At 73.4% G+C, this 22,670-nt stretch carries 21 protein-coding genes and 2 pseudogenes; 9 read left to right on the forward strand and 14 right to left on the reverse strand.

Going from position 1 to position 22,670, the window contains the following annotated elements; genetic code table 11:
• Positions 1–2 precede the first annotated feature (2 nt).
• Complete coding sequence (locus tag AB0910_RS08925) at positions 3–1,235, forward strand: hypothetical protein (RefSeq protein WP_366743843.1); 1,233 nt, start codon at positions 3–5, stop codon at positions 1,233–1,235.
• Between the two features lie 296 nt (positions 1,236–1,531).
• On the opposite strand, the gene AB0910_RS08930 is transcribed toward AB0910_RS08925, so the two are convergent.
• The 7 genes and pseudogenes from AB0910_RS08930 to AB0910_RS08960 form a co-directional block, all read right to left on the reverse strand.
• Positions 1,532–2,107 (reverse strand): site-specific integrase, encoded by a 576-nt coding sequence (locus AB0910_RS08930; RefSeq protein ID WP_366743844.1) that lies wholly within the window; start codon positions 2,105–2,107, stop codon positions 1,532–1,534.
• Positions 2,108–2,116: 9 nt separating this feature from the next.
• Positions 2,117–2,320: a hypothetical protein gene (locus AB0910_RS08935; RefSeq protein WP_366743845.1), complete on the reverse strand. Its 204-nt coding sequence runs from the start codon at positions 2,318–2,320 to the stop codon at positions 2,117–2,119.
• A 509-nt stretch (positions 2,321–2,829) separates the two neighbouring features.
• Complete coding sequence (locus AB0910_RS08940) at positions 2,830–3,075, reverse strand: ATP-binding cassette domain-containing protein (protein WP_366743846.1); 246 nt, start codon at positions 3,073–3,075, stop codon at positions 2,830–2,832.
• A pseudogene (locus AB0910_RS08945) lies at positions 3,072–4,143 on the reverse strand (iron ABC transporter permease). The gene AB0910_RS08940 and the pseudogene AB0910_RS08945 overlap by 4 nt, the downstream one beginning before the upstream one ends.
• Positions 4,140–4,418, reverse strand: a complete 279-nt coding sequence (locus tag AB0910_RS08950; protein ID WP_366743890.1) for an iron chelate uptake ABC transporter family permease subunit — start codon at positions 4,416–4,418, stop codon at positions 4,140–4,142. The pseudogene AB0910_RS08945 and the gene AB0910_RS08950 overlap by 4 nt, the downstream one beginning before the upstream one ends.
• On the reverse strand, positions 4,399–4,830 hold the full coding sequence (locus AB0910_RS08955) for an iron chelate uptake ABC transporter family permease subunit (RefSeq protein WP_366743847.1): 432 nt from the start codon (positions 4,828–4,830) through the stop codon (positions 4,399–4,401). The genes AB0910_RS08950 and AB0910_RS08955 overlap by 20 nt, the downstream gene beginning before the upstream one ends.
• A gap of 157 nt (positions 4,831–4,987) precedes the next feature.
• A pseudogene (locus AB0910_RS08960) lies at positions 4,988–6,189 on the reverse strand (IS110 family transposase).
• 422 nt (positions 6,190–6,611) lie between these two features.
• On the opposite strand from AB0910_RS08960, the gene AB0910_RS08965 reads away from it, so the two are divergent.
• Positions 6,612–7,364, forward strand: a complete 753-nt coding sequence (locus AB0910_RS08965) for an HAD family hydrolase (protein WP_366743848.1) — start codon at positions 6,612–6,614, stop codon at positions 7,362–7,364.
• Here AB0910_RS08965 and AB0910_RS08970 read toward each other — a convergent pair.
• Positions 7,247–7,633 carry a hypothetical protein gene (locus AB0910_RS08970; protein ID WP_366743849.1) on the reverse strand — a complete coding sequence of 129 codons (387 nt, stop codon included), beginning with the start codon at positions 7,631–7,633 and terminating at the stop codon, positions 7,247–7,249. The genes AB0910_RS08965 and AB0910_RS08970 overlap by 118 nt on opposite strands.
• A gap of 268 nt (positions 7,634–7,901) precedes the next feature.
• Here AB0910_RS08970 and AB0910_RS08975 point away from each other — a divergent pair, with 268 nt between their 5' ends.
• Positions 7,902–8,285, forward strand: coding sequence for a cold-shock protein (locus AB0910_RS08975; RefSeq protein ID WP_345649512.1), 384 nt, complete (start codon positions 7,902–7,904; stop codon positions 8,283–8,285).
• A gap of 50 nt (positions 8,286–8,335) precedes the next feature.
• Here the strand turns inward: AB0910_RS08975 and AB0910_RS08980 are convergent, their stop codons facing one another.
• The 4 genes from AB0910_RS08980 to AB0910_RS08995 all read right to left on the reverse strand — a co-directional run bounded on the left by AB0910_RS08980 (position 8,336) and on the right by AB0910_RS08995 (position 12,057).
• Positions 8,336–9,229, reverse strand: coding sequence for a 1,4-dihydroxy-6-naphthoate synthase (locus AB0910_RS08980; RefSeq protein WP_366743851.1), 894 nt, complete (start codon positions 9,227–9,229; stop codon positions 8,336–8,338).
• Complete coding sequence (locus AB0910_RS08985) at positions 9,216–9,872, reverse strand: futalosine hydrolase (RefSeq protein WP_366743852.1); 657 nt, start codon at positions 9,870–9,872, stop codon at positions 9,216–9,218. Before AB0910_RS08985 ends, AB0910_RS08980 begins: the two co-directional genes overlap by 14 nt.
• A gap of 65 nt (positions 9,873–9,937) precedes the next feature.
• Positions 9,938–10,441 (reverse strand): DUF2771 domain-containing protein, encoded by a 504-nt coding sequence (locus AB0910_RS08990; RefSeq protein WP_366743853.1) that lies wholly within the window; start codon positions 10,439–10,441, stop codon positions 9,938–9,940.
• 26 nt (positions 10,442–10,467) lie between these two features.
• Positions 10,468–12,057 carry an MFS transporter gene (locus tag AB0910_RS08995; RefSeq protein ID WP_366743854.1) on the reverse strand — a complete coding sequence of 530 codons (1,590 nt, stop codon included), beginning with the start codon at positions 12,055–12,057 and terminating at the stop codon, positions 10,468–10,470.
• A 473-nt stretch (positions 12,058–12,530) separates the two neighbouring features.
• Here AB0910_RS08995 and AB0910_RS09000 point away from each other — a divergent pair, with 473 nt between their 5' ends.
• Positions 12,531–13,547: a DUF3027 domain-containing protein gene (locus AB0910_RS09000; protein ID WP_366743855.1), complete on the forward strand. Its 1,017-nt coding sequence runs from the start codon at positions 12,531–12,533 to the stop codon at positions 13,545–13,547.
• Between the two features lie 222 nt (positions 13,548–13,769).
• A complete protein-coding gene (locus tag AB0910_RS09005) occupies positions 13,770–17,048 on the forward strand; it encodes a molecular chaperone Hsp90 (RefSeq protein ID WP_366743856.1) in 3,279 nt (1,092 codons plus the stop codon).
• A 46-nt stretch (positions 17,049–17,094) separates the two neighbouring features.
• Here the strand turns inward: AB0910_RS09005 and AB0910_RS09010 are convergent, their stop codons facing one another.
• Positions 17,095–17,385: a DUF2530 domain-containing protein gene (locus tag AB0910_RS09010; protein WP_366743857.1), complete on the reverse strand. Its 291-nt coding sequence runs from the start codon at positions 17,383–17,385 to the stop codon at positions 17,095–17,097.
• A 254-nt stretch (positions 17,386–17,639) separates the two neighbouring features.
• On the opposite strand from AB0910_RS09010, the gene AB0910_RS09015 reads away from it, so the two are divergent.
• The gene (locus tag AB0910_RS09015; protein WP_366743858.1) at positions 17,640–19,094 is read left to right on the forward strand and encodes an NCS2 family permease; all 1,455 of its coding nucleotides are present in this window, start codon (positions 17,640–17,642) and stop codon (positions 19,092–19,094) included.
• A gap of 200 nt (positions 19,095–19,294) precedes the next feature.
• Here AB0910_RS09015 and AB0910_RS09020 read toward each other — a convergent pair whose 3' ends face one another.
• Positions 19,295–19,477: a ribbon-helix-helix protein, CopG family gene (locus AB0910_RS09020; RefSeq protein WP_366743859.1), complete on the reverse strand. Its 183-nt coding sequence runs from the start codon at positions 19,475–19,477 to the stop codon at positions 19,295–19,297.
• Positions 19,478–19,623: 146 nt separating this feature from the next.
• Between AB0910_RS09020 and AB0910_RS09025 the strand changes: the two genes are divergently transcribed.
• The 3 genes from AB0910_RS09025 to thpR all read left to right on the forward strand — a co-directional run bounded on the left by AB0910_RS09025 (position 19,624) and on the right by thpR (position 22,622).
• Positions 19,624–20,064, forward strand: coding sequence for a MarR family transcriptional regulator (locus AB0910_RS09025; protein WP_366743860.1), 441 nt, complete (start codon positions 19,624–19,626; stop codon positions 20,062–20,064).
• Between the two features lie 545 nt (positions 20,065–20,609).
• The gene (locus AB0910_RS09030) at positions 20,610–21,893 is read left to right on the forward strand and encodes an MFS transporter (protein WP_366743891.1); all 1,284 of its coding nucleotides are present in this window, start codon (positions 20,610–20,612) and stop codon (positions 21,891–21,893) included.
• Between the two features lie 150 nt (positions 21,894–22,043).
• Entirely contained in the window at positions 22,044–22,622 is a 579-nt protein-coding gene (thpR, locus tag AB0910_RS09035) for an RNA 2',3'-cyclic phosphodiesterase (RefSeq protein ID WP_366743861.1), read from the forward strand.
• Positions 22,623–22,670: the final 48 nt, after the last annotated feature.

Below are 22,670 nucleotides of genomic sequence, written 5' to 3' on the forward strand. Positions count from 1 at the left end.
CCATGCCTAGCAACACCACCACGGCGGCGGTCGTCATCCTGTTTCGTGGCACCAAGGAGCGGCATCTCGAAATCCTCACCCAGGCCGTCCAAGCCGTCATCGACAGCCAGCTGGTGCCCGTCTGCATCGCGCCCGAGAACACCTTCATCCCGGAGGAGCTGGGAGCGGAGCGAGCCTTCTACCGCTCGGCCAGCCGCGACAGCCTGACCGACGCAGTCCAGCAAGCAGTAGCCGACCGGCCGATCCGTCGCATCGTCGCGCTGGACGAGAAAGACGTGCAGCCCGCCGCCCAACTGCGCGGCGTCTTCGGTATACCTGGGATCACCTCGCGGCAGAGCGTGTACTTCCGCGACAAAAACGCTATGGCCGCCCGCTCCGCCGAGCTGGGCTTGAACGTCGCCGCATCCTGCCAACCCCACACGCTCGCCACCGTGGAAGAGTTCGCCGCCCAGGTCGGCTACCCACTCGTGGTCAAGCCGTACGACGGCGTCTCCTGCATCAACACCTACAAGGTCAGCGATGCTGCCGAGCTCAGGCAACTTTGGCCCAGCATTGAGGAGCAGCGACACGATTACCGCGTGGAGGGCTTCGTTCACGGCCGTCAGTTCCATGTGGATGCGATCACCCGAGACGGCGCCGTCGTCTTCGAGAGCGTCTCGGAGTACACGGCGACGATCCTCGATAATCACGGCCACGGTCCGCTGGGCAGCATCGCCCACGCCGACACCGACGACCCCCAGCATCTCGCGCTGCTACGCCAGAACCGTACCCTCCTTGAGGGCTTCGATCTGACCACAGGCATCACGCATGCCGAGTTCTACCTGCAGGACAACGGCGAGATTGTCTTCGGGGAGATCGCCGCACGCATGGCCGGAGCCTGGAACACGATGATCTACGCCGGGGCGTACGGCATGCAACTCGCCTACACATGGGTGAGAACGGAGATTGATCCGGACTACCGCTGGAAGCCCGAGACGCGCCGGCCTGCGGCGGCCGAATTTCTTTGGACCGACAGCACAGGCACCATCGAGTTCATCACCCCCGCCGAGACGCTTGAAGCCCTTCCCGGTGTATTCGATGTCCAGCTCTGGAAGAAGACCGGCGACTTGATCCACGCCAATGAAGGGACCCGCGGCCAGGACATCGGCCGAATCCTCATCACCGGCTCCTCGGTCGATGAAGTGAAGGAGTACACGGGCAAGGTCCGGAACACATTCAGAGTCACCACGCGGTAACCCCGAGCGTGCTCGGCCTTTACTCCCCCGAGGGGCCGGGCACGCGCCGGAGCCGGTGGGCCGGCGCGTGCAGCAACAACCCGTGAGGGCCGCCGGTGCCCTATGCTTTTCTTCGAGTGAGGCTTGGGGTTCTGGCTTCGTGGCAGGTGCCGTCACGACGCATCGCGAAACAGCACGCTGATGTGGTGGCGGGCCAGAGGCGGGATCGTGCAGGGCGGCGAACGATGGTGGCCCTCAACCGGAAGATCATGAGTTCCTTCGGGGTGTCGACGGCTGTGTCCCATACGAGTTCGCGGTCAGTGGGGCGCGTTGCGGCGGGCGGCCGGGTCGCGCTCGGCGACGTGCCGGGCGACCGCGTCGACTCTGGGCCGGGCGTAGCGTTCCAAGGAGCGGACTGAGGAGTGGCGGGAGCGGGCCAGCAGCATCGGTGTGGAGGTGCCGTTCTCCGCGTCGTGCGTCAGCGCACTGTGCCTCAGCCGGTGCAGTGTCCACCCCTCCAGGTCCTCGATGTCCTCGGGCCGGGCAAGCGGGTTGGCCAGCAGCCGGGTGGACTCCTCGAAGATCTCCTCTGCCCGGCGGTAGGAGAGCCGGGCGCGGCTGGTCTCCTCGCATACGTCCAGCGTCGCGGTCCCGGCCGGGGCCTTGCGGCCGGTGAGGAACAGCGGCCCACATGTGCGGCCGGCGATGAGGCGGGGCAGGAGTTGGGCTGTGCCGGACTGCCAGTGGATCCACTCGGTCGCCCCACCCTTGGCGGTGATCTTGCCGCGCTTGTCCTGCGGGTACAGGTCCTCCACGTTCAGGCACAACACCTCATCGGCTCGGGCCGCCGATTCGTAGAGCATCTTCCAGAAGGTCTTCTCCCGAAGCGCCACCTCCAGCCGCTACAAGGCGGCGATCTGGCTCTCGGCCAGGGCCTTGGTCCGGTCCCGCGGGGCCGGGCGCCGCTCGATGCCGATCGTCGGATCGCAGGTGATCCAGCCCTGCCTCTGCCACCAGCCGATCGCCTCGCGCGCGATGGACAGCTCCCGGTTGACGGTGTCGGCGTCTATCTCGTCCGCCCGCGCGGCGGCCAGCTCGGCCAGCACCTCCGGTAGTGCGGGGCCGCCGATGACAGAGACTGGGCACGGCGGGCGGCTTCGCGCCGCGGCGGGCCCGACCGGTCGGCGCTGACTGCCCGGCGACCATCCCCCCACGTCGTCAGCGAGATCCGATAGATCCGCGCAGAGGACTTCGCGATCCCGGCTCCGGTGAGATACCGCTCGACCGCGCCCGTAAATGCGTACACCTCGCCTACGGCGGCCGGAGAACCCGCCGCAGGTCGCGATGATCACGGTAGAGGGTCCGCCACAGTAAATCCGGTATTTACTGCGGCAACATCCCGACAGGGTGTCAGGCAATGGAAGTTCGACAAACCGACCCCGAAACGGAATCACCGCCACCGCCATCCACTGTCCGTTGACTTTCGCTGGGACCCGAGGCCGGAACGTCACGCTGAGCTACCTGCCACTTTGCGGCAGCTTCGGGATTGCACGACGAGGCTCCGCTCACGGCCCGTCAAAAGTTTTGACGGCTACACCGGTTTTCTGTTCCGTTCCTACTCGGACCCCAAGCTCCTCGCCGTCGGCAGGACCGTGCCCGCGCGCGGTTTCAGCAGCCGCCCGAACGCCCGCAGCGTTGTGGACTTGCCGCACGCGTTGGGCCCGACGATCACCGCGACCCTGCCGTCGGGGATCGCGAGGTCCAGCTCCCGCACGACCGTGCGGTCGTCGTAGGCGAGCGTCAGCTCCCGCGCCGCGAGCCGCGTCCCCGCGGCTTCCGCCGCGCCGTCGCCTTCCTTCATGCCGTGCCTCCCGTCGCCCGCGCGCGAGCACCGCTCCGCCGGACCAGCAGCCAGATCAGGTACGGCGCGCCCACGGCGCCGTTCGGTCGGCGAGAACAGCGTCTTCGCCAGCAGGTCGCCGAACACCAAGACCACCGCGCCGGCCAGCGCGGACGTCAGCAGCGGGATCTGGGCCGTGCCCGTCGTCCGCCGCGCGATCTGCGGCGCCATCAGCGCCACGAAGTCCACGGGCCCCGCGGCGCCGGTCGCCACCGACGCGAGGACCACGCCGATCAGCACGAGACCGAGCCGCACCCGGTTCAGCCGGAGGCCGAGCGCCGTGTCGTCGTCGAGGGACACCGTGCGCTGCGCCCACGCGGCCCACAGCGCCGCGGGGGTGAGCACGGCGGGCACGATCAGCAGCGGCAGCGCCTGGTCGTACCCGCGGCCATTGAGCGAGCCGGTCATCCACACCTGCGCCTGCTGGGCGACGAGCACGTCGCCCTTGGTCATCAGCAGGGTGATGACCGATTTCAGCGCGATGGAGAACCCGATGCCGATCAGCACGAACCGCGTCGCGTGCAGCCCGCCGCGCCAGGCGAAGACGTACACCAGGCCCGCGGCGGCGACGCCGCCGGCGACCGAGAGGTAGGGCAGCAGCGTGTACGAGGTGACGCCGAAGGTCAGCGCGCCCACCGTCAGCACGCCCGCCCCCTGGCTGATGCCGATGATGTCGGGGCTCGCCAGCGGGTTGCACGCGACGGTCCGGATCAGCGCGCCCGAGACGCCGAACGCCGCGCCCACCAGCAGCCCGAGCACCATCCGTGGCTCGCGCAGCGTGCCCACGATCAGCTGGTCGGCGGGGTCGCCGCCGCCCAGGACCACCGGCACGACACGGGCGGGCGACACGAAGTCGTCGCCCGCGCACAGGTACGCCACGCAGACCAGGGTGAGCAGCACCACCAGGACGGCCACCGCGAGCGCCGCACGCCGGTGCAGCAGGAACGAGCCGCGGCCGCGCCGCACCAGCCCGTACCCTGCGGGCCGCCGCGCGGCGCGGTCCTGGCCCGCCGCGTTCGTCGCGCTCACGCCGACACCGCCTTCCTGCGTGCCAGCACCACCAGGAACGGCACCCCGATTAGCGCCGTCATCACGCCTGCGGGCACCTCGCCCGGCGGGAAGACGATCCGCCCGATCACGTCCGAGACCAGCAGCATCACGGGACCGATCAGCGCCGCGGCGGGCAGCAGCCCGCGTCGAGCCCGCGCGCCACGTACACCACGAGCACCGCGCCCACCAGCAGGAACGACCAGACCTCCGCGGCCACCGAGGAGCCACGGTCGGTCAGCGAGCCGACCTGCCAGAACCGGAACTCATCGAGCGTGGCCGCGTTCGTCGTGAGGATGCCCTGCTGACGGCGACCAGGAGCGCGTTGACGGCCGCGCCGCCGAGCGCCAGCTTGACCGGGCTCGCGCCGCCGAGGCCGCGCGAGGCGATCGCGTACACCGCGACGGAGGCGGCGCCCGCGCCCGCGAAGGCGAACCACACATAGCCGTCGAGGGTGTGCACCCCGGCGAAGGTGATCGCCAGCTCGGCGCACACGGCCGAGCCCTGGCTGACGCCGAGGATGCCCGGGTCCGCGATCGGGTTGCGGGTGATGCCCTGGAGCACCGTGCCCGCGAGCGCGAGCGCCGCTCCGACCATGAGGCCGATCACCGTACGGGGCACCCGCAGTTGGCACACCACCTCCGCGTCGACGGCGGTCAGCGGCGGCACCGCGCGCGCCGACCGCGAGGCTCAGCGCGACCAGGACCACGACCACGAGCGCCGCGGCAGTCGCCGCCGTCCACACCACCCGCCGGGTGAGCAGCGCCCTGCGGCCGCCGGCCGCGGGCGGCGGCGCGTACGTGCCGGGGGGCCTCTATGTCTTTCGTCAAGCCGTGTGTGGGGTTCGGGGTTGGTAGAAGGTTCTGTCGCGGAGCATGGCGAACAGGCCGCTGATGCGGTGGCGGGCGAGGCGGAGGAGGGTCTGGGTGTGGGTTTTCCGCGGGCTCGGCAGCGGTCGTAGTAGGTGCGGGAGGCGGGATCGTGGAGGGCTGCGAACGCGGACAGGAACATCGCCCGTTTCAGCTGCCGGTTGCCGCCTTGGGGGCGTGCTCGCCGTGGATGGAGGTGCCGGACTGCCGGGTTGCCGGGGTGAGGCCGGCGTAGGAGGCCAGGTGGGCGGCGGTGGGAAAGCTGCTGCCGTCGCCGATGGTGGCCAGGAGGACTGCGGCGGTCCTGACGCCGATGCCGGGCATCGAGGTCAGGACCTGGGAAAGAGGGTGGGCCTCCAGCAGTGCCTCGATCCGGGTTTCCAGGGCCCGGCGTTGTTCGTGAACGGCGGCCAGCGACTTCGCCAGCGATGGGGCGATCACGTCGAGGGTGCCGGTGCCCGGGACGACGACGGTCTGCTCGTCGAGTGCGGTGAAGATGGTCGTGGGCCAGCCGCTCGGCCATGCGCGGCGCTCGGGGCCGGGCGACCTCGACCAGCTTGCGGCGGCCTGCTTCGCGGAGTGCTTGCGGGGATCTGTAGCGCTCGAGGAGCCAGGTCACTGCCGGATGGTCCAGGCGCGGGCCGAGGACGCGCTCCAGACTGGGGTGGAACTGGGTGAGCAGGCCGCGGATGCGGTTGGAGGTGCGGTTGGCCTCGCCTGCGAGGTCCTGGTCGAAGCCGACCAGCATGGTCAGCTCCGCGGTGACCTCATCGGTCAGGTCGAGGGTGCGCAGGGTGTGAGGCACGGCGCGGGCAGCATCCGCAATGACCACAGCGTCCTTCGCGTCGGTCTTGGCCTCGCCTGGGTAGAGGTCGGCGATCCGTCGCATCGCCAGTCCGGGCAGGTAGGCGACCTGGCAGCCGGCGTGCCGGGCGACGGTCGGTGGGAGGGCGCCGATGGAGGCAGGCTGGTCCACGACCACCAGGACGGTACCGAACTTGGCCGTGAGCTTGTCGAAGACAGCCCGCAGCTTCAGTTCGCTGTTCGGCAGCTGCTTGTCGAACACCTTCTTCCCGGCCGGGGTCAGGCCGTGACCGTGATGCGTCTGCTTGCCGACGTCCAGCCCCAGGAAGACGCCCACCCCGTCGATACTGATCACCATGCCCCCACATGCGTCGATGTGTGCCGGCCTCGACGGTCGGGGCCGTTCTCGCGCATCTACGTTATGCAGACCTGCCGCCCGCGAGCGGCCTGGCATTGCGCCCGGCCGGGCGATGGTCGGACCTCTGATCAGCGTCTCCGACGGCACCCCTCGGACCCGGTGACACCACCCCCAGGCCATCCCGTCGACAGGGGGCAACAGTCATGCCGGGCCCGGAGGCCAGCGGCCCTCTTGCAGTACCGCGAAAAAGATAACGGGGCTGCGGCAGACATCGGGACCAATCGGGGAGCGGGACGTACGGTCGCGGACGCGCGGCCCGCGGGGGACGCACCGGGCGGTGGCACAGGGAACCCGCGTCGGTAAGGCGAGCCCAAGTCCAGCCGGCGGGCGCCGCGGGCCCCCGGCCGCCTCCCTGCACAATGGGGCGCATGGCTTCCCGAACTGCTCCGCGTTCCGCCGCCGGCCGGCCGGTCGTCGGCTTCGACCTCGACATGACGCTGATCGACTCGCGGCCCGGAATCCACGCCGCCTACCGTGCGCTCTCCGCGGAGACCGGCGTGTACGTCGACGCGGACCTCGCGGTCTCGCGGCTCGGGCCGCCGCTCGAACAGGAGCTGTCTGTCTGGTTCCCGCGGGAGCGGATCGCGGCGACCGGCGAGCGGTACCGGGAGATCTACCCGGCATTCGCCATCGAGCCGACCCTCGCGATGCCCGGCGCGCGCGAGGCCGTCGAAGCCGTACGGGCCCTCGGCGGTACGGCGGTGGTGGTGACGGCGAAGCACCAGCCCAACGCAGAACTGCACCTGGCGCACCTGGGCATCGAACCCGACGCGGTCGTCGGCGGGCTGTGGGCCGAGGGCAAGGCGGAGGCGCTGCGCGCGCACGGCGCGAGCGTCTACGTGGGCGACCACACCGGCGACGTGCGCGGGGCGCGCGCCGCCGCGTGCCTGTCCGTGGCCGTGCCGACCGGGCCGTGCGGCGAGGACGAGCTGCGCGCGGCGGGCGCCGACGTGGTCCTCGCGGACCTGACCGCGTTCCCCGCCTGGCTGCTCGGTTACGCGCGGGGCGCCGCAGGCGCCTCGGCCTCGGGGGACGTGTCGGAAGCGGAGTCCGACGCGGGGACCGAGGGCGAGCCGGGGGCGGAGACCGACGCCGAGAACGACGTCGCCTGACGCCGCTGCGCGCCGATCGACCGCAGCACCCCGGCGGCGGCGAGCACGAAGCCGACCGCCATCAGCATGCACACCAGATAGGCGGCCGTGGGAAACGGCTTGGTGTGCAGGAACAGCGGCGCGACGGTGACGAGCGTTGCCACGGCACCGATGAGGAAGACGATTCCGCCGGCCCGGACGAGCCCGTCGCCGGGGCCGGAACCCGGGTCGGCCGCGGCCGACCCCGACGCGGGGGCACCGGTCGTACCGGATGCAGGAGTAGCAGTCACGGCACCAGGGTAGTTCCCACGCGACGGGGGGCTCAGGCGGCACCGGGCCTCCCTGTCCGCAGCGCGACCGCCCGGCGACGTCTTGTCACCGGCCGCGGGGCCATTAGCCTGGGAGACGGCGGGTCGAGTGACCCGCTGTACTGCTCTCCGGCCCGGTTTTCCCCCTGATCCGGTGCCGCGCGCCAGCGCGGTGCCCAGCTCTCCATCCCCTGTGTGTTTCCGGTTCCTGCGCCCCCGCGCGCAGACGAGTTCGAGGACGAGGACAGACGTGCCTACCGGCAAGGTCAAGTGGTTCAACAGCGAGAAGGGCTTCGGCTTTCTCTCCCGCGACGACGGCGGTGACGTCTTCGTGCACTCGTCGGTGCTGCCTGCCGGGGTCGACGCGCTCAAGCCGGGCCAGCGGGTCGAGTTCGGGGTGGTCGCGGGCCAGCGCGGCGACCAGGCGCTCACGGTGACCGTGCTCGACCCCGCGCCCTCCGTGGCGGCGGCGCAGCGCCGCAAGCCCGACGAACTCGCGTCGATCGTGCAGGACCTGACGACCCTGCTCGAATCGATCTCCCCGACGCTCGAAGGCGGCCGCTACCCGGAGAAGGCGCACGGCAAGAAGATCGCGGGCCTGCTGCGCGCGGTCGCCGACCAGCTCGACGTCTGAGGGGCGCAGGGTCCCCCGCGGCCGACCGCCGCGGGGGACCCCGCGCGGCCTCACACGAAGTCGAGCGCGCCCGGCGCCAGCGGCGGCACGAGGCCCGCTTCCGCCGCCCGGCCGAGCAGGCCGCGGATCGCCGCGTACCCCTCGTCGCCGAGCTCGGCGGTGAATTCGTTGACGTACAGCGCGATGTGCTGCTCCGCCACGGAGGGTTCGAGCTCCTGAGAGTGGTCGAGCACGTAGGGGCGGGACACCTCGGGCGCCTCCCAGGCCATCCGCACCGACGCGGTGGCCGCGGCGGCGAGCCGGCGCAGCGTCGGGGCGCCGAGCGAGCGTTTCGCGATGATGGCGCCCAGCGGGATCGGCAGCCCGGTGGTGGCCTCCCAGTGCTCGCCCATGTCGGCGAGCGAGTGGAGCCCGTAGTTCTGGTAGGTGAAGCGCGCCTCGTGGATGACGAGGCCCGCGTCGACCTTGCCGTCGCGCACCGCGGGCATGATCTCGTGGAACGGCAGGACGACGATCTCGCCGACCCCGCCGGGCACGGTCGCCGCCGCCCAGATCCGGAACAGCAGGTACGCGGTGGACCGCTCGCTCGGCACGGCGACGGTCTTCCCCCTGAGGTCCACGCCCGCCTCGCGGGTGAGCACGAGCGGCCCGCAGCCCCGGCCGAGCGCGCCGCCGCACGGCAGCAGCGCGTACTCGTCGAGGACCCACGGCAGCACCGCGTACGACACCTTCAGGATGTCGCCCTCGCCACGCTCCGCCATGCCGTTGGTGATGTCGATGTCCGCGAACGTCACGTCGACCGCGGGCGCGCCGGCCACCCGGCCGTGCGCCCACGCCTCGAAGGTGAAGGTGTCGTTCGGGCAGGGCGAGTAGACGAGCCCGAGCGGGCCGCCGTCTGCGGTCTCGGCGGCTCCTGCGGGGTTCACGGCACTATCGGCACTCATGGGACGGCTCCTCGAATACGGGGTTGAGCAGCGAGAACGCGCGCTCCAGGGACGCCAGGGCGGGGCCGATGCGCCAGGCGGCGCGGTCGCGCGGGCCCACGACGTTGGAGATCGCGCGGATCTCCGCGCACGGCAGGCTGAGGGCGGCGGCCGCTTCCGCGACGCCGAACCCCTCCATGCCCTCGGCGGCCGCGCGCGGGTGGCGCGCGGTCAGTTCGACGGTACGCCGCGCCGTGCCGGTCACCGTCGAGACGGTCAGGACGGGCGCGCACACCGCCGCGGGGCCGCCGGGGGCCGAGAGCCGGTCGGCCATGCCGGCGGTGAGCGCGGCGGGCGGGCGGTGCACGGAGCGGCCGAAGCCCAGGTTCTCGACGGGGACGAAGCCGTCCGGGGTGTCGGCGCCCAGGTCGGCGGCGACGATCTCGTCGGCGACGACGACCGCGCCGAGCGGCGCGTGCGGGGCGATGCCGCCGCCGATCCCCGCGGACACCACGAGACCGTACGGGCGGCCCGCGGCCTCGGCGCGGGCCAGCGCGAGCGCGGTGACGGCGGCGACCGCGGCCGGGCCCGCCCCGCCGGCCAGCACGTCGAGGCCGGGCGCGCCGGCGGCGACCGCCTCGGCCTCCGCCTCGACCGCCGTCACGACGAGCACCCGCGGGCCGGGAGCCCCTGCGGGCGCCTTGGACCCTGGGAACCCGGACGACACCGTCAGTCGCTCGACTTCATCTTCAGCTCGAAGTGCCAGATGCCGCGGATCGAGGGGGACGTCTTGTTGCTCTCCACGATGGCGACCTGCACGCTCTTGGGCGCCTGACCCGTCGTCTGGTCCGGCTGGAAGAACGACGCGGCGGGGATCGGCCGGTAGGTGGCCGTGGACGGCTGCGCCTCCGCCTGCTGGCCGTTGAGGAACAGCGCCCAGCCGTTGTCGCCGTCCGTGAGGGCCGGGTCGACGCCGAAACCGATGGTGTCGTCGGGGCCCACGGTGATCGTGTGGTCCGCCTTCTCGTTCAGGCAGCTCTGCGCCGTGGACGTCTGGAGGGCCTTGCCGCCGTTGTAGCAGCCGGCCTCCGAGTGGACGGAGTCGGAACCGACCGTCACGGTGGCGAGCGGCGTCGGCTTGTCACAGGCGGAGAGGACGAGGAGCCCGGCGGACACCGCACCGAGGACGACGCCGGCCCTGCGGGCCTTGGCAGGAATGAGCGCAACGGTCATGGGCGAAGATTATCGGTCCGCCGCCGTCACGCGGCGCGGGGGTGCGCCGCGCCGCGCCGGGCCGCGCGCAGCAGCCCTCGTACGGCGGCGACGGCGCCCGTCGCCATCACGGCGGCGGCGACCGCCATGCCCAGCGAGGCGTTGAGCGGCAGCGCCATGGAGAGGCCGCCGCCGACGACCCACGCCATCTGCAGGACGGTCTCCGAGCGGGCGAAGGCGGACGTGCGGACCTGCTCAGGCACGTCGCGCTGAATCGTCGCGTCGAGCGACAGCTTCGAGAGGGCCTGCGAGAACCCGGCGACCGCGCCCACCACGGCGACCATCACGGCGCTGAAGAACAGCGCGGCGAGCACCGTCGCCGACAGCGCGAGCCCGAGCATCGTCACGATGATCAGCTCGGGGCCGCGCGACCTGAGCCAGGCGCCCACCGCGGTGCCGATCGCGTTGCCCGCGCCCGCGGAGACGCCGACGAGGCCGAGCGAGACGGCCGCGTTGAGCCCCGACAGGGGGTGGTCGCGCAGCAGGAAGGCGAGGAAGAAGGTGAGGAAGCCGGAGAGCGCGCGGTGCGCCGAGTTGGCCTGGAGCCCGTGCAGCACGGAGGGGCCGACGGTGCGCAGCCCTGGCCGCGGCCGCTTCTCGCCCCGGCCGCCGGGGGCCGGGGTGCCGTCGGCCGTGCCCTTGTCGATGACGACGCCGCCCCTGGCGCGCTCGTCGCGCGCCGCCCGCGCCGAGCGCGCGGCGCGGGCCGCCCCCTGCCTGCGGGCGCCGAGCCAGGCGAGCCCCTCGTGCCAGCCCCTGCGGCCGCGCGCCGCGCCGCCCGGTTCAGCCCGCCCGTCCTGCGCCCTGTCCCGGTCGGTTAGCGCGGGCGCGAGCCCGTGGTGCTCGACCAGCCGCGCCCTGCGCTCGCCCTTCGCCGAGTCCACCTTCGGCGGCATCGAGAACGCCAGGTAGGTGCCCCCGAGGAAGATCACGCACGCCCCGTACAGCGGCCACTCGACGCCGACCTGGTGCAGCCCCGCGCCGAGCGGCGCCGCGACGCCCGTCGCGAGGAGCCCGGCGAGCGTCACCCGCGAGTTCGCCTTCACCAGCGGGAAGCGCGGCGGCAGCAGCCTGGGCACGACGGCGCTGCGCACCACGCCGTACGCCTTCGACGCGACGAGGCAGCCGAGCGCCGCCGGGTAGAGCTCGATGCCGCCCGTCGCCACCGCCCCCGACATCGCGATCGACAGGACGGCGCGGGCCAGCATCGCGATCGCCATGGCGGCGCGGCGGCCGTGCGGGAGCCGGTCGAGGATCGGCCCGACGACGGGGGCCAGGAGGGTGAAGGGCGCCATCGTGATGGCGAGGTAGAGCGCCACCCGGCCGCGCGCCTCGTCGGTCGGCACGGAGAAGAAGACGGTGGAGGCGAGCGCGACGGTGATCATGACGTCGCCCGCGCCGTTCACGGCGTGCAGCTCGATCAGCTTGCCGAGGCCCGACTCGCCCGCGCCGTGTGCGTGGGTGAACTTGCGCACGCCCTTCGCGGGACCGGTGACCGGGGTGTGCAGGGCACGGCCGATCGCCCGCGCCGTCCTGCGGAGCGGGCGGGACGAATCGGACGACCTGGCGGCTGCCACTCCGTCATAGTGCCCCACAGGTCCCGGGAGCGAACCGATCTCCTGCGTGACAGCGCGGCGAACGGCACGCCGCGCCCCGCGCGCCCTCCCGTTCATGAGCAGGACGTGTTCCCGCGGCGTGTCGGGGCCGGGCCCCGCCTTCCTGTGCGCCGGGCCCCGCCTTCCTGTGCGGCGGGTCACGGCTTCGTTGCGACGGGGCTTCGGCGGGAGCGCGAGCAGAGGATTGGCGGCGCGCAGGTGGGCCGTGGGCGGCTGAGGAGGTAGCGTGCGTAGCGCGCCACCGGCGGTTGCTCGCGGCCGCGCGCCTTTTCGCCGTCCCGCACAATGGTTGTGGACGGCGGTGGGGTGCGCCCGGGAAGCCGGTCGGGCGACGGACGTCGATGCGGCCCTCTGGTCCGCTCCGCCCGTCGGCCCGTACACCGCCCACGGCCGGCGCACCCGTGCTGCTACGGCGTAGGAGAGAAGCGAGACCTGTGAGTGCTGCGACGACGCGAAGCCGTACCCCTGACCGCCTGTGCGCCGAGGCGGTAGACCTCGCGCGGGCCGCCGCCGAGGAGGTGGCGGCGCCCGGGCTCGTGGGCGAGCACGTATCCGTCGTGGCCGACGGCGACCGGGTCGTCACGCACCTCTTCGAGTGCAGGGAGATCGGCTACCGGGGCTGGCGCTGGGCCGTCACCGTGGCGCGCGCCTCCCGCGCGAAGGCCGTCACCCTGGACGAGACGGTTCTGCTGCCGGGCCCCGACGCGCTGCGCGCGCCCGAGTGGGTGCCGTGGAGCGAGCGGCTGCGCCCCGGCGACATGGGCCCGGGCGACCTGCTGCCGACCGAGGCCGACGACCTGCGCCTCGAACCCGGCTACACCGGCGAGGACCAGGAGCCGCCGAACGCGCCCGACGCCGTCGCGGTCCGCGAGGCCGCACAGGAGCCGGAGGACGCGGCAGGCGAAGTCCCCGAGGCCCCGGTGGCCGCGGGGGAGCCCGCCCTGGCCACCGGCGCCTTCGCCGACCTGGTCGAGGCGGAGGACGCCGAGCTCACCACCCCCGACCTGCCGACGACGCTGCCGGCGCGCGCCAGGATCGCCTCGGTCGCCGACGAGCTCGGCATGGGCAGGCCCCGGGTGCTCTCCCGGTACGGGCTGCACACCGCGGCCGACCGGTGGGAGGAGGAGTTCGGCCCGAAGACGCCGATGGCGCAGGCGGCGCCCGCGCCGTGCGTCTCCTGCGGCTTCCTCGTGCCGCTCGCCGGGTCGCTGCGGCAGGCGTTCGGCATCTGCGCCAACGAGTTCTCGCCCGCCGACGGCCGCGTCGTGTCGCTCGCGTACGGGTGCGGCGGCCACTCGGAGGCCGCGGTCATGCCGAAGCCCCCGGTGCCGCCGCCGCCCGTGCTCGACACCGTCGGCTCCGACACCTTCCCGCTGCACCCTGTGCGCGACGAGGGCTCGGTGCCGACCGTGCAGGAGCCCGACGGGTCGGAGGACCTGGGCCACAGCTGACCTCGGCGCGGCCTCTTCCCCCACGCACCGCACCCGGCAGGCGGCCGGGTGCACAGGCGTGCCCGCACGCCGCCCCGGGTGCCCGCCCCCGGGGCGAGGGTACGCGGCGTGTGGGCGCGGCGGCGGGAGCGGTACGTTCGGGCCCGCACGGCGCGGGGGTCACCGCGGAGTGCCGGCCGCCCGCCCGGAGGGCCGCGGACACAGACAGAGCGGAGTCACAACGTGAGCGTCACGACAGGCGAAGGTGCCGACCCGTTCGGGACCGCGCGGCTGCGGCGCGGGGTGCTCGACGCCTGGGCGGCGAGCCCCGCGAGGTTCCGCGAGGACGCCAACGCCGAGGAGGACCTCGCACTCGGCGGCTACCGCGACCGCCTGGTGGTCGAGCTGGCCCAGAACGCGGCGGACACCGCCGCCCGCGCCGGTGTGCGGGGGCGGCTGCGGCTCACCCTGCGCGACGGCGGCGACGGCGGGCCCGTGCTCGTCGCCGCCAACACCGGCGCGCCGCTCGACGAGGCCGGTGTCGAGTCGCTGTCCACGCTGCGCGCCTCAGCGAAGCGCGAGGACGCTGACGCGGCGAAGGCCGTGGGCCGCTTCGGCGTCGGCTTCGCCGCGGTGCTCGCCGTCAGCGACGAGCCCGCCGTGGTGGGCCGCGGCGGCGGTGTCAGGTGGTCGCTGACCGACGCGCTGGCCCTCGCGCAGGAGGCGGCCGCGGCCGCAGGGCCCGGCGGCGCGGGCCTCGCCGACGAGATCCGCAGGCGCGACGGCCAGGTGCCGCTGCTGCGGCTGCCGCTGCCCGCAGAGGGCGCGGCGCCGGTCGGCTACGACACGGCGGTGATCCTGCCGCTGCGCGACGGCACCGCGCTCGACCTCGTACGGCGTCTCCTCGCCGACCTCGACGACGCGCTGCTGCTCACCCTCACGGGCCTCGACGAGATCGTCGTCGAGGGCGGTCCAGACGACGGTGACGACGGCGGCGAGCGGGTGCTGCGCCGCGTCGAGGACGGCCCGTTCGTCCGGATCACGGACCGCGGCGCGACGCGCACCTGGCGCGTCGTGCGGCGGGAGGGCGCGGTCGAGCCCGCGCTGCTCGCCGACCGCCCCACCGAGGAACGGCTGCGCCCGCACTGGTCGGTGACGTGGGCGGTGCCGGTGGAGACGGCGGACGGCGCGCCCGTGGCGGGTGCATCCGCCGCGGGGGGCGGCGCGGCGCCCGCGGGGGACGCCGAGGAGCCTGACGGCTCTGCGGGCCCCGACGGCCCCGACGGCCCCGGGGTCGTCCCCGTGCGCCCCAGGACCGCGCCTGTCGTGCACGCGCCCACCCCGACGGACGAGCCGCTCGGGGTGCCCGCGCTGCTCATCGCGTCGTTCCCGCTCGATCCGACGCGCCGCCACCCCGCGCCGGGGCCCCTCACGGACTTCCTGGTCGCGCGGGCCGCCGACGCCTACGCGGACCTGCTGTCCGACTGGCGGCCCGTCACCCCCGCCGCCATCGACCTGGTGCCGGGGCCGCTCAGCAAGGGCGAGCTGGACGGGCTGCTGCGGGCGGCGATCCTTGAGCGCCTGCCGCGCGTCGCGTTCCTCGCGCCCGCCGTGCCCACCGACGAGATCCGCGCGCTGCGGCCCTTCGAGGCCGAGGTGGTGGAGGGCGCGGGCGCCGACACCGTACGGGTACTCGCCGAGGTGCTGCCGACGCTGCTGCCCGGCGGGTACGAGCGGCGCACCGAGCTGCGCACGCTCGGCGTCGGGCGGCTGCCGCTCGGCGACGCGATCGAGCGCATCGCGGGCGCGGCGCGCGCCCCCGCGTGGTGGCGCAGGCTGTACGAGTCCCTCGCCGGCGTCGACCAGGACCGCCTGTCCGGGCTGCCGGTGCCGCTGGCGTCGGGGCGCACCGCGATCGGCCCCCGGCAGGTGCTGCTGCCGCTGCCCGACACCGAGCCGCCCGCCGTACTCGGCCGCCTCGGGCTCAAGGTCGCGCACCCGGACGCCGTGCACCCGCTGCTGGAGAAGCTGGGCGCGCTGCCCGCGACGCCCCGCGCCGTCCTGACGACGCCCCAGGTGCGGGCGGCCGTCGCCGCCTCGCTCGACGCGGACGAGGTGTGGGACGAGGACGGGGGCGCGCCGAGCCCCGAGGAGCTCGCGGAGACCGTGCTCGGCCTGGTGCGGGACGCGGACCTCGCGCCGGGCGACGAGCCGTGGCTCGGCGCACTCGCCCTGCCGGACGACGACGGGGAGATCGCGCCGGCCGGTGAACTCGTGCTGCCCGGCAGCCCGTTCGCCGGTGTCCTGCGGCGCGGCGAACTGGCCTTCGTGGAGGCCGAGCTGGCGGACCGCTGGGGCGAGCAGCCGCTCGCCGCGTGCGGGGTGCTCGCCGACTTCGCGCTCGTACGGGCCACGGACGTCGTCCTCGACCCCGACGAACTCGAACCGCACAGCGGGGACTTCGCCGAGCCCGACGACGCGGGGCTGCTCGACGCGGTCGACGTGTGGTGCGAGGACGTGCTCGACCGGCTGCCCGAGTCGCCGGTGCCGCCCGTCGCCACGGAGATCGTCGCCGTGCGCGACCTGGACCTGGTGGACGACGACGCCTGGCCCCGCGCCCTCGCGCTGCTCGCCCGCCCGCCGCTGCGGGACGCGCTGGTCCAGCGGGTGCGCGTGCTGCTGCCCGACGGGACCGTCGAGACGGTGCGCCCGTACACCGCGTGGTGGCTGCGCGACCACCCCGTGCTCGACGGGCGCCGCCCCGCGGGCCTGCGGGCCGCGGGCGTCGACCCGCTCCTCGAAGGTCTCTACGACGAGGTCGACGCGACCGGCTTCGAGGACGCCGAGGTGCTGCGGGCCCTCGGCGTGCGCACCACCGTGCGCGCGCTGCTCGCGGAGCCGGGCGGCGCCGCCGAACTGCTCGGCCGCCTCGCCGACGCGGAGCGCCCGGTGCGCCCCGCCCAACTCCACGCCCTCTACACGGAGCTGGCCGACCTCGACCCGGAACAGGTCACGCTGCCCGACGAGTTGCGCGCCGTGGTCGACTGCGAGGTGCGTGTCGTCGACGCGGCGGACGCGCTCGTCGCCGACGCCCCCGACCTGCTGCCCCTCGCCGAAGGATGGCCGCTGCTGCCCGTGTCCCCGGCCCGCGCCGCCGACCTCGCCGAGCTCCTCCAGGTCCGCCGCCTCGGTGAGCAGATCGCCGCGGCGGGCCTCGCCGAGGTCACCAGCCGCGGCGAGGAGCACGCCGTGCCCGACCCCGTGCGCCTCCTCCTCGGCCCCGCCTGCCCCCGCACCTACGTCGAGCACGAGGAACTGACCGTCCGCGCCCCCGCGGGCGACCTCGAACTCGACTGGCGCCGCACCCCCGACGGCACCCTCCACGCCGCCACCCTCGAAGGCGTGGCCGCGGGCCTCGCCTGGTCCGCCGCCCAGTGGCCCCGCCGCTTCGAGGTGGCGGCCCTCCTCGAAGACCCCACAAGAACAGAAGAACTGGCCCAGGCCCGCTGGTTCGACGCCTGACCCCAGCCCCAGGCCCCGCCCTTGCCGCCACCGCCGCCCGGGGGCGTTACGGCTCGCGGTGGGGGGCGTTCTCGGTGGGTGGCGTGGCGGCGCGTTTGATGGCGGCGTCGCGGGAGCGCACGTACCAGATGCCGAAGCAGCCGAGACCCGCGCCGGTCAGGCAGGTCCAGATCCACCAGGCGTGGCCGTGGTCGCTGAACCAGCCGTAGAAGGGGAGCTGGCCGAGGAACATCACGAACCAGATGATCGTGCCGCCCGTGACGGTGGCGACGATCGGACCTTCGAGGGGCTCGGGGGCCTCGCGCTGCGGTGTCGCCGTGAGACGGGTCTTGGGCATGGGGCCAGTCTATGAGGGCGGCCTCTGCGGGCCGCCGGGGCCCCGGCGGCGCCCCGCGGGCCGGGCGTACCGGGATCTACGCGCGGAGATGGTGATCTTCACCTACTTTTATTCATACTGAAACAGTTTCGGTTGATCGTTGTCCTGATTTGCTCGTTCAAACGTCCAACGCGATCGCAGAGCAGCGCGTCCGACCGAGCCCGACTGAGTACGCCCGCCCGCCCCGTTCCCGATGACGACTGAGGTCCCCACGCATGCCCTCCTCGGCCACCGCTCAGGTCGACCCCGCAGGTCAGCCGCCCTCTCCCGCCGAGCCGCACAACGGCTTCGACCGCTACTTCAAGATCACGGAGCGCGGCTCGTCGATCGCCCGTGAGATCCGCGGCGGCTTCGCCACCTTCTTCGCGATGGCCTACATCATCGTGCTGAACCCGATCATCCTCGGCAGCGCGAAGGACATGTACGGGCACCACCTCGACAGCGGCCAGCTGGTCACGGCCACCGTGGTCACCGCCGCGTTCACCACCCTGCTGATGGGCGTCTTCGGCAATGTGCCGATCGCCCTCGCCGCCGGGCTCGGCGTCAACACCGTCGTCGCGCTCCAGCTCGCCCCGCGGATGAGCTGGCCCGACGCGATGGGCATGGTCGTGCTCGCCGGGCTGGTCGTGATGCTGCTGGTGGCCACGGGACTGCGGGAGCGCGTGATGAACGCGGTGCCCGGCGGGCTGCGCAAGGGCATCGCGATCGGCATCGGCCTGTTCATCATGCTGATCGGCCTGGTGGACTCGGGCTTCGTCTCCCGCATCCCGGACGTCGCGCAGACCACCGTGCCGCTCCAGCTCGGCGGCGACGGCCACCTCGACGGCTGGCCCGTGCTGATCTTCGCGCTGGGCACGATGCTCACGCTGGCCCTCCTGGTGCGCAAGGTGCCGGGCGCGATCCTGGTGTCGATCGTCGCGATGACGGTCCTCGCGATCGTCATCAACCTCGTCGCGAAGGTGCCGTCCTGGGGCCTGACCGTGCCGAAGTGGCCGGGCAACCCGGTGTCGAGCCCGGACTTCGGGCTCATCGGCCACATCAGCCTCTTCGGCGGCTTCCACAAGGTCGGCATCCTGACCGGCGTGCTGTTCGTCTTCACCGTGCTGCTTTCGTCGTTCTTCGACGCCATGGGCACGGTCCTCGGCGTCGGCGACAAGGCCGGCCTCACCGACGCGCAGGGCCGGATCCCCGGCATCAACAAGGTGCTGTTCATCGACGGCATCGGTGTCGCCGCGGGCGGCGCGAGCTCCTCCTCCGCCGGCACCTGCTTCGTCGAGTCGACCGCGGGCGTCGGCGAGGGCGCACGCACGGGCCTCGCCTCGGTCGTCACGGGCGTGCTGTTCGCCGCTTCGCTGTTCCTCACGCCGCTCGCCACGATGGTGCCCTCGCAGGCGGCGACCCCCGCGCTGGTCGCGGTCGGGTTCATGATCCTCGCCGGGTCGGTCAAGGACATCGACTGGAGCGACTACTCCCTCGCGATCCCGGCGTTCCTCGCGATGGTGATGATGCCGTTCACCTACTCGATCACGAACGGCATCGGCATCGGCTTCATCACCTTCAGCGTGCTCCGGCTGGTGCTGGGGCGCGGCAAGGAGGTGCCGGTCCCGATGTACGTGGTGTCGGCGGTGTTCCTCTTCTACTACCTGATGCCGGCGTTCGGCCTGGCCTGAGGCCCGAGGCCCGAGGCCTGAGGCCTGAGGCCCGAGGCCTGAGGCCCGAGGCCTGAGGCCTGAGGCCCGAGGCCCGAGGCCGGTGGCCCGCCCCCGCGGACCGGGCCGGGGGCGCGGGGGCGGGGGCCGGGCCCGGGGGGCGCGGGCCCGGGGCGCGTACCCATCCGTACGCGCCACCCGTACGCGCCCCGGCCGCTGCCTCAGCCCGCCGAGTAGAACTTCTCCGTCTCGTCGACCGCCGTCTTGAAGCGCTCGTCGAAGTCGTCGCGCACCAGCGTTCTCACCACGTAGTCCTGCACGCTCATCCCCCGTCTTGCCGCATGGCGCCTGATCCGGTCGAGCAGCTCACCGTCGATCCGCAGGCTGAGCACAGTCGATCCCATGCCCGCAAGCGTCCGGTCCCGGTACGGACCTTCGGGTCACTTTCCGCGACAGACTCACTCTTACGAGTGAAATATGTGTGCGATACCACCGGCGAGCCGCCGCACGGCGGGAGTATTTAGTCTGAGTAATGAGTTACGCTAAATACATGCCTGTCCTGTCCCACGGCGTCGAGGACGACGCCGCTGTGAACTCCCTGCGCTCCGCCGTGATGCGGCTGGGGCGGCGGCTCAAGCACCAGCGGGTGGACGAGTCGCTGAGCCCCACCGAGATGTCGGTGCTCGGCACGCTGCGCCGGTGCGGCCACGCCACGCCGGGCGAGCTGGCCCGCAAGGAGCACGTGCAGCCGCCGTCGATGACCAGAATCGTGGCATTGCTGGAAGCCAAGGGGCTTGTCAGGCTTGAGCCGCATCCCGATGACCGTCGGCAGAAGGTGGTCAGCCAGACCGAGCGCGCCGAGGCGATGCTCGAGGAGAGCCGCCGCAAGCGGAACGTCTGGCTGGCCTCGCTCGCCGAGGGCCTGGACGAGGACGAGTGGGCGAAGCTGCGCGCGGCCGCCCCCGTGCTGGAGAAGCTGGCCGACCTGTGACGCCCGCGGACGGTCCGTGGGGGCGGATCGACCCGGAGCCGCGCCGCGACAAGGGCCGCACGCGGCCCTGACACGTGTGCCACCGCGTGCCGACCGAAGGCGCCGCCGCTGACGGCGCCACCGCACGACCGCACCACGCCTGAGGAGGCGAACGCACTTTGAGTACGGGATTCGGAGCAGACTCCGCCCCCGCACCGCACTCCGCCCACGACACCGAGAACCCCGGACCCCCCGCCCCGTCCTCCGCCGCGAGCGGGGCCTCAGGGCCCGCCCCTGCCCCCGGCGAGGAGCCGGGAGCCGCTTCCCCGGGGCCGCGTTCCGGCCGCGACGGTACGGACGCCGACTCCGTATCCGCCGCCCCGCAGGAGCCCGCCGAGGACCCCGCCGTACGGGAACCGGCCCCGCAGGAGTCCGCGGCGCCGGAGACCGCCGAGACCGCCGGCGAGGCGCTCGCCGCAGCGGACCCCGCGCCCGAAGCCCCCGGGGCATCCGCCGCCCCCGCAGGCGACAGCGCGCGGGCGCTGCCGGACGCCGCGCCCGGCGGCATGTTCTCCTCGCTCAAGATCCGCAACTACCGGCTGTTCGCCTCGGGCGCCGTCGTCTCCAACATCGGTACGTGGATGTCGCGCGTCACCCAGGACTGGCTGGTCCTCAGCCTGACGCACTCCTCGGCGGCGGTCGGCATCACGACGGCGCTCCAGTTCCTGCCGATGCTGCTGTTCGGCCTGTACGGAGGCGTGCTCGTCGACCGCTACCCGAAGCACCGGCTGCTGATCGCCACCCAGGGCTCCATGGGCCTGTGCGGGCTGGTGCTCGCGGCCCTGACCCTCTCCGGGCACGTCCAGGTGTGGCACGTCTACCTGATCGCCTTCCTGGTCGGCGTGGTCACGGTCGTCGACAACCCGACGCGCCAGTCGTTCGTCTCCGAGATGGTCGGCCCCCGCCAGGTGCGCAACGCGGTCAGCCTCAACTCGGCGAACTTCCAGACCGCGCGCCTGGTCGGCCCGGCCGTCGCCGGTGTGCTGATCACCTCGGTCGGCAGCGGCTACGCGTTCCTCTTCAACGGCCTCTCGTTCCTCGCGCCGCTCACCGGGCTGCTGCTGATGCGCCCGTCCGAGCTGCACAAGAACCAGCTCGTCAAGCGCGGCAAGGGCCAGCTGCGCGAGGGCCTGCGCTATGTGAAGGGGCGGCCCGAGCTGATCGCGCCGATCGTGCTCGTCGGCTTCGTCGGCACGTTCGGCTTCAACTTCCCGATCTGGCTGACGGCGTTCGCGAACGACATCTTCCACGGCGGCGCCGGGATGTACTCGTTCTTCAACATCCTGATGGCGGCGGGCTCCCTGATCGGCGCGCTGCTCGCGGCGCGCAGGCGCTCCACCCGGCTGCGGCTGCTGATCTTCGCCGCCGCGATGTTCGGGCTGCTCGAGGTCGTGGTGTCGTTCTCGCCGTACGTCTGGCTGTTCAGCCTGATCCTGGTGCCGATCGGCATGATGGGCATGACGAACAACATCAGCGCGAACACCACCGTGCAGATGGCGGCCGAGCCCGCGATGCGGGGCCGCGTGATGAGCCTGTACATGATGGTCTTCGTCGGCGGAACCCCGATCGGCGGGCCGCTGCTCGGCTGGGTCACCGACACCTTCGGCGCCCGCGCGGGCTTCGCCGCGGGCGGCGCCGTCACGCTGGTCGCGGCGCTGGTCGTCGGCTTCGTGCTGGTCAAGGTCGTGGGCGTACGGCCGAGGATGGGCGTGCGCAACGGCCTTCCGTATGTCGAGCTGGTGCCGCGCCCCGGCGCGCGCCGGGAGGCGGAGCTGGCGTCCGTGGCCTGAGGCGGCCTGAGGCAGGACCGGGACGGTACGCCTGAGGCAGGGCCGGGACGGCAGGAGGGGCGGGCGGCGCGCGGTGCGCCGCCCGCCCTCCTGCCGTACGTGGTCCGTGCGCAATCCGTGCGCGGTCCGTGGGCGTGCTTGGGTGGGCGGGTGAGACTGTTCGCGGCCGTGCTGCCGCCCGACGGCGCCGTACGGGACCTGGAGTCGGCGCTCGGGCCGCTGCGCGCCCTGCCGGACGCCGACCTGCTGCGCTGGACGGGCCCCGAGACCTGGCACTTCACCCTGGCGTTCCTCGGCGAGGTCGGCGAGGAGCTGCTGCCAGAGCTGGGGGAGCGGCTGGGCCGCGCGGCGCGGCGCGGCGGGCCGTTCCCGCTGCGGATCGCGGGCGGCGGGCACTTCGGCGGGCGTGCGCTGTGGGCGGGCGCCCGGGGCGACCTGCCCGCGCTGCGGCGCCTCGCCGAGCGGGTACGGGCGGCGGCGGGGCGCGCGGGCGCCCCGCCCGCCGAGCAGCACCACGCGTACCGCCCGCACCTGACGCTCGCCCGCGTGCGCGGCCCGCACGCTGTGGACCTGCGGCCGTACGCCGCGGCGCTCGCGCCGCTCGACGGGCCCGCCTGGCAGGCGGCCGAGCTGTGCCTCGTGCGCAGCCACCTGCCGGACGGCCGCACGCCGGGCGCGGGGCCGCGCTACGAGGCCCTCGCCCGGTGGCCGCTCGGCCCCGGCCGTTAACCTCGGGGGGTGGACCCGAAGACCCGGAACCGGATCATGGCCGGTGTG

This window comes from Streptomyces sp. NPDC047002 (genome assembly GCF_040704505.1).
Classification (GTDB): Bacteria; Actinomycetota; Actinomycetes; order Streptomycetales; family Streptomycetaceae; genus Streptomyces.

What these genes read in the sequence shown, in the direction of transcription:
- AB0910_RS08925 (WP_366743843.1), top strand. Translation starts at nt 3, where the DNA reads ATGCCTAGCAACACCACCACGGCGGCGGTCGTCATCCTGTTTCGTGGC.
- AB0910_RS08940 (WP_366743846.1), bottom strand. Translation starts at nt 3,075, where the DNA reads ATGAAGGAAGGCGACGGCGCGGCGGAAGCCGCGGGGACGCGGCTCGCG.
- AB0910_RS08965 (WP_366743848.1), top strand. Translation starts at nt 6,612, where the DNA reads ATGGGGCGCATGGCTTCCCGAACTGCTCCGCGTTCCGCCGCCGGCCGG.
- AB0910_RS08980 (WP_366743851.1), bottom strand. Translation starts at nt 9,229, where the DNA reads ATGAGTGCCGATAGTGCCGTGAACCCCGCAGGAGCCGCCGAGACCGCA.
- AB0910_RS08990 (WP_366743853.1), bottom strand. Translation starts at nt 10,441, where the DNA reads ATGACCGTTGCGCTCATTCCTGCCAAGGCCCGCAGGGCCGGCGTCGTC.
- AB0910_RS09010 (WP_366743857.1), bottom strand. Translation starts at nt 17,385, where the DNA reads ATGCCCAAGACCCGTCTCACGGCGACACCGCAGCGCGAGGCCCCCGAG.
- AB0910_RS09015 (WP_366743858.1), top strand. Translation starts at nt 17,640, where the DNA reads ATGCCCTCCTCGGCCACCGCTCAGGTCGACCCCGCAGGTCAGCCGCCC.
- AB0910_RS09020 (WP_366743859.1), bottom strand. Translation starts at nt 19,477, where the DNA reads ATGGGATCGACTGTGCTCAGCCTGCGGATCGACGGTGAGCTGCTCGAC.
- AB0910_RS09025 (WP_366743860.1), top strand. Translation starts at nt 19,624, where the DNA reads ATGCCTGTCCTGTCCCACGGCGTCGAGGACGACGCCGCTGTGAACTCC.
- AB0910_RS09030 (WP_366743891.1), top strand. Translation starts at nt 20,610, where the DNA reads ATGTTCTCCTCGCTCAAGATCCGCAACTACCGGCTGTTCGCCTCGGGC.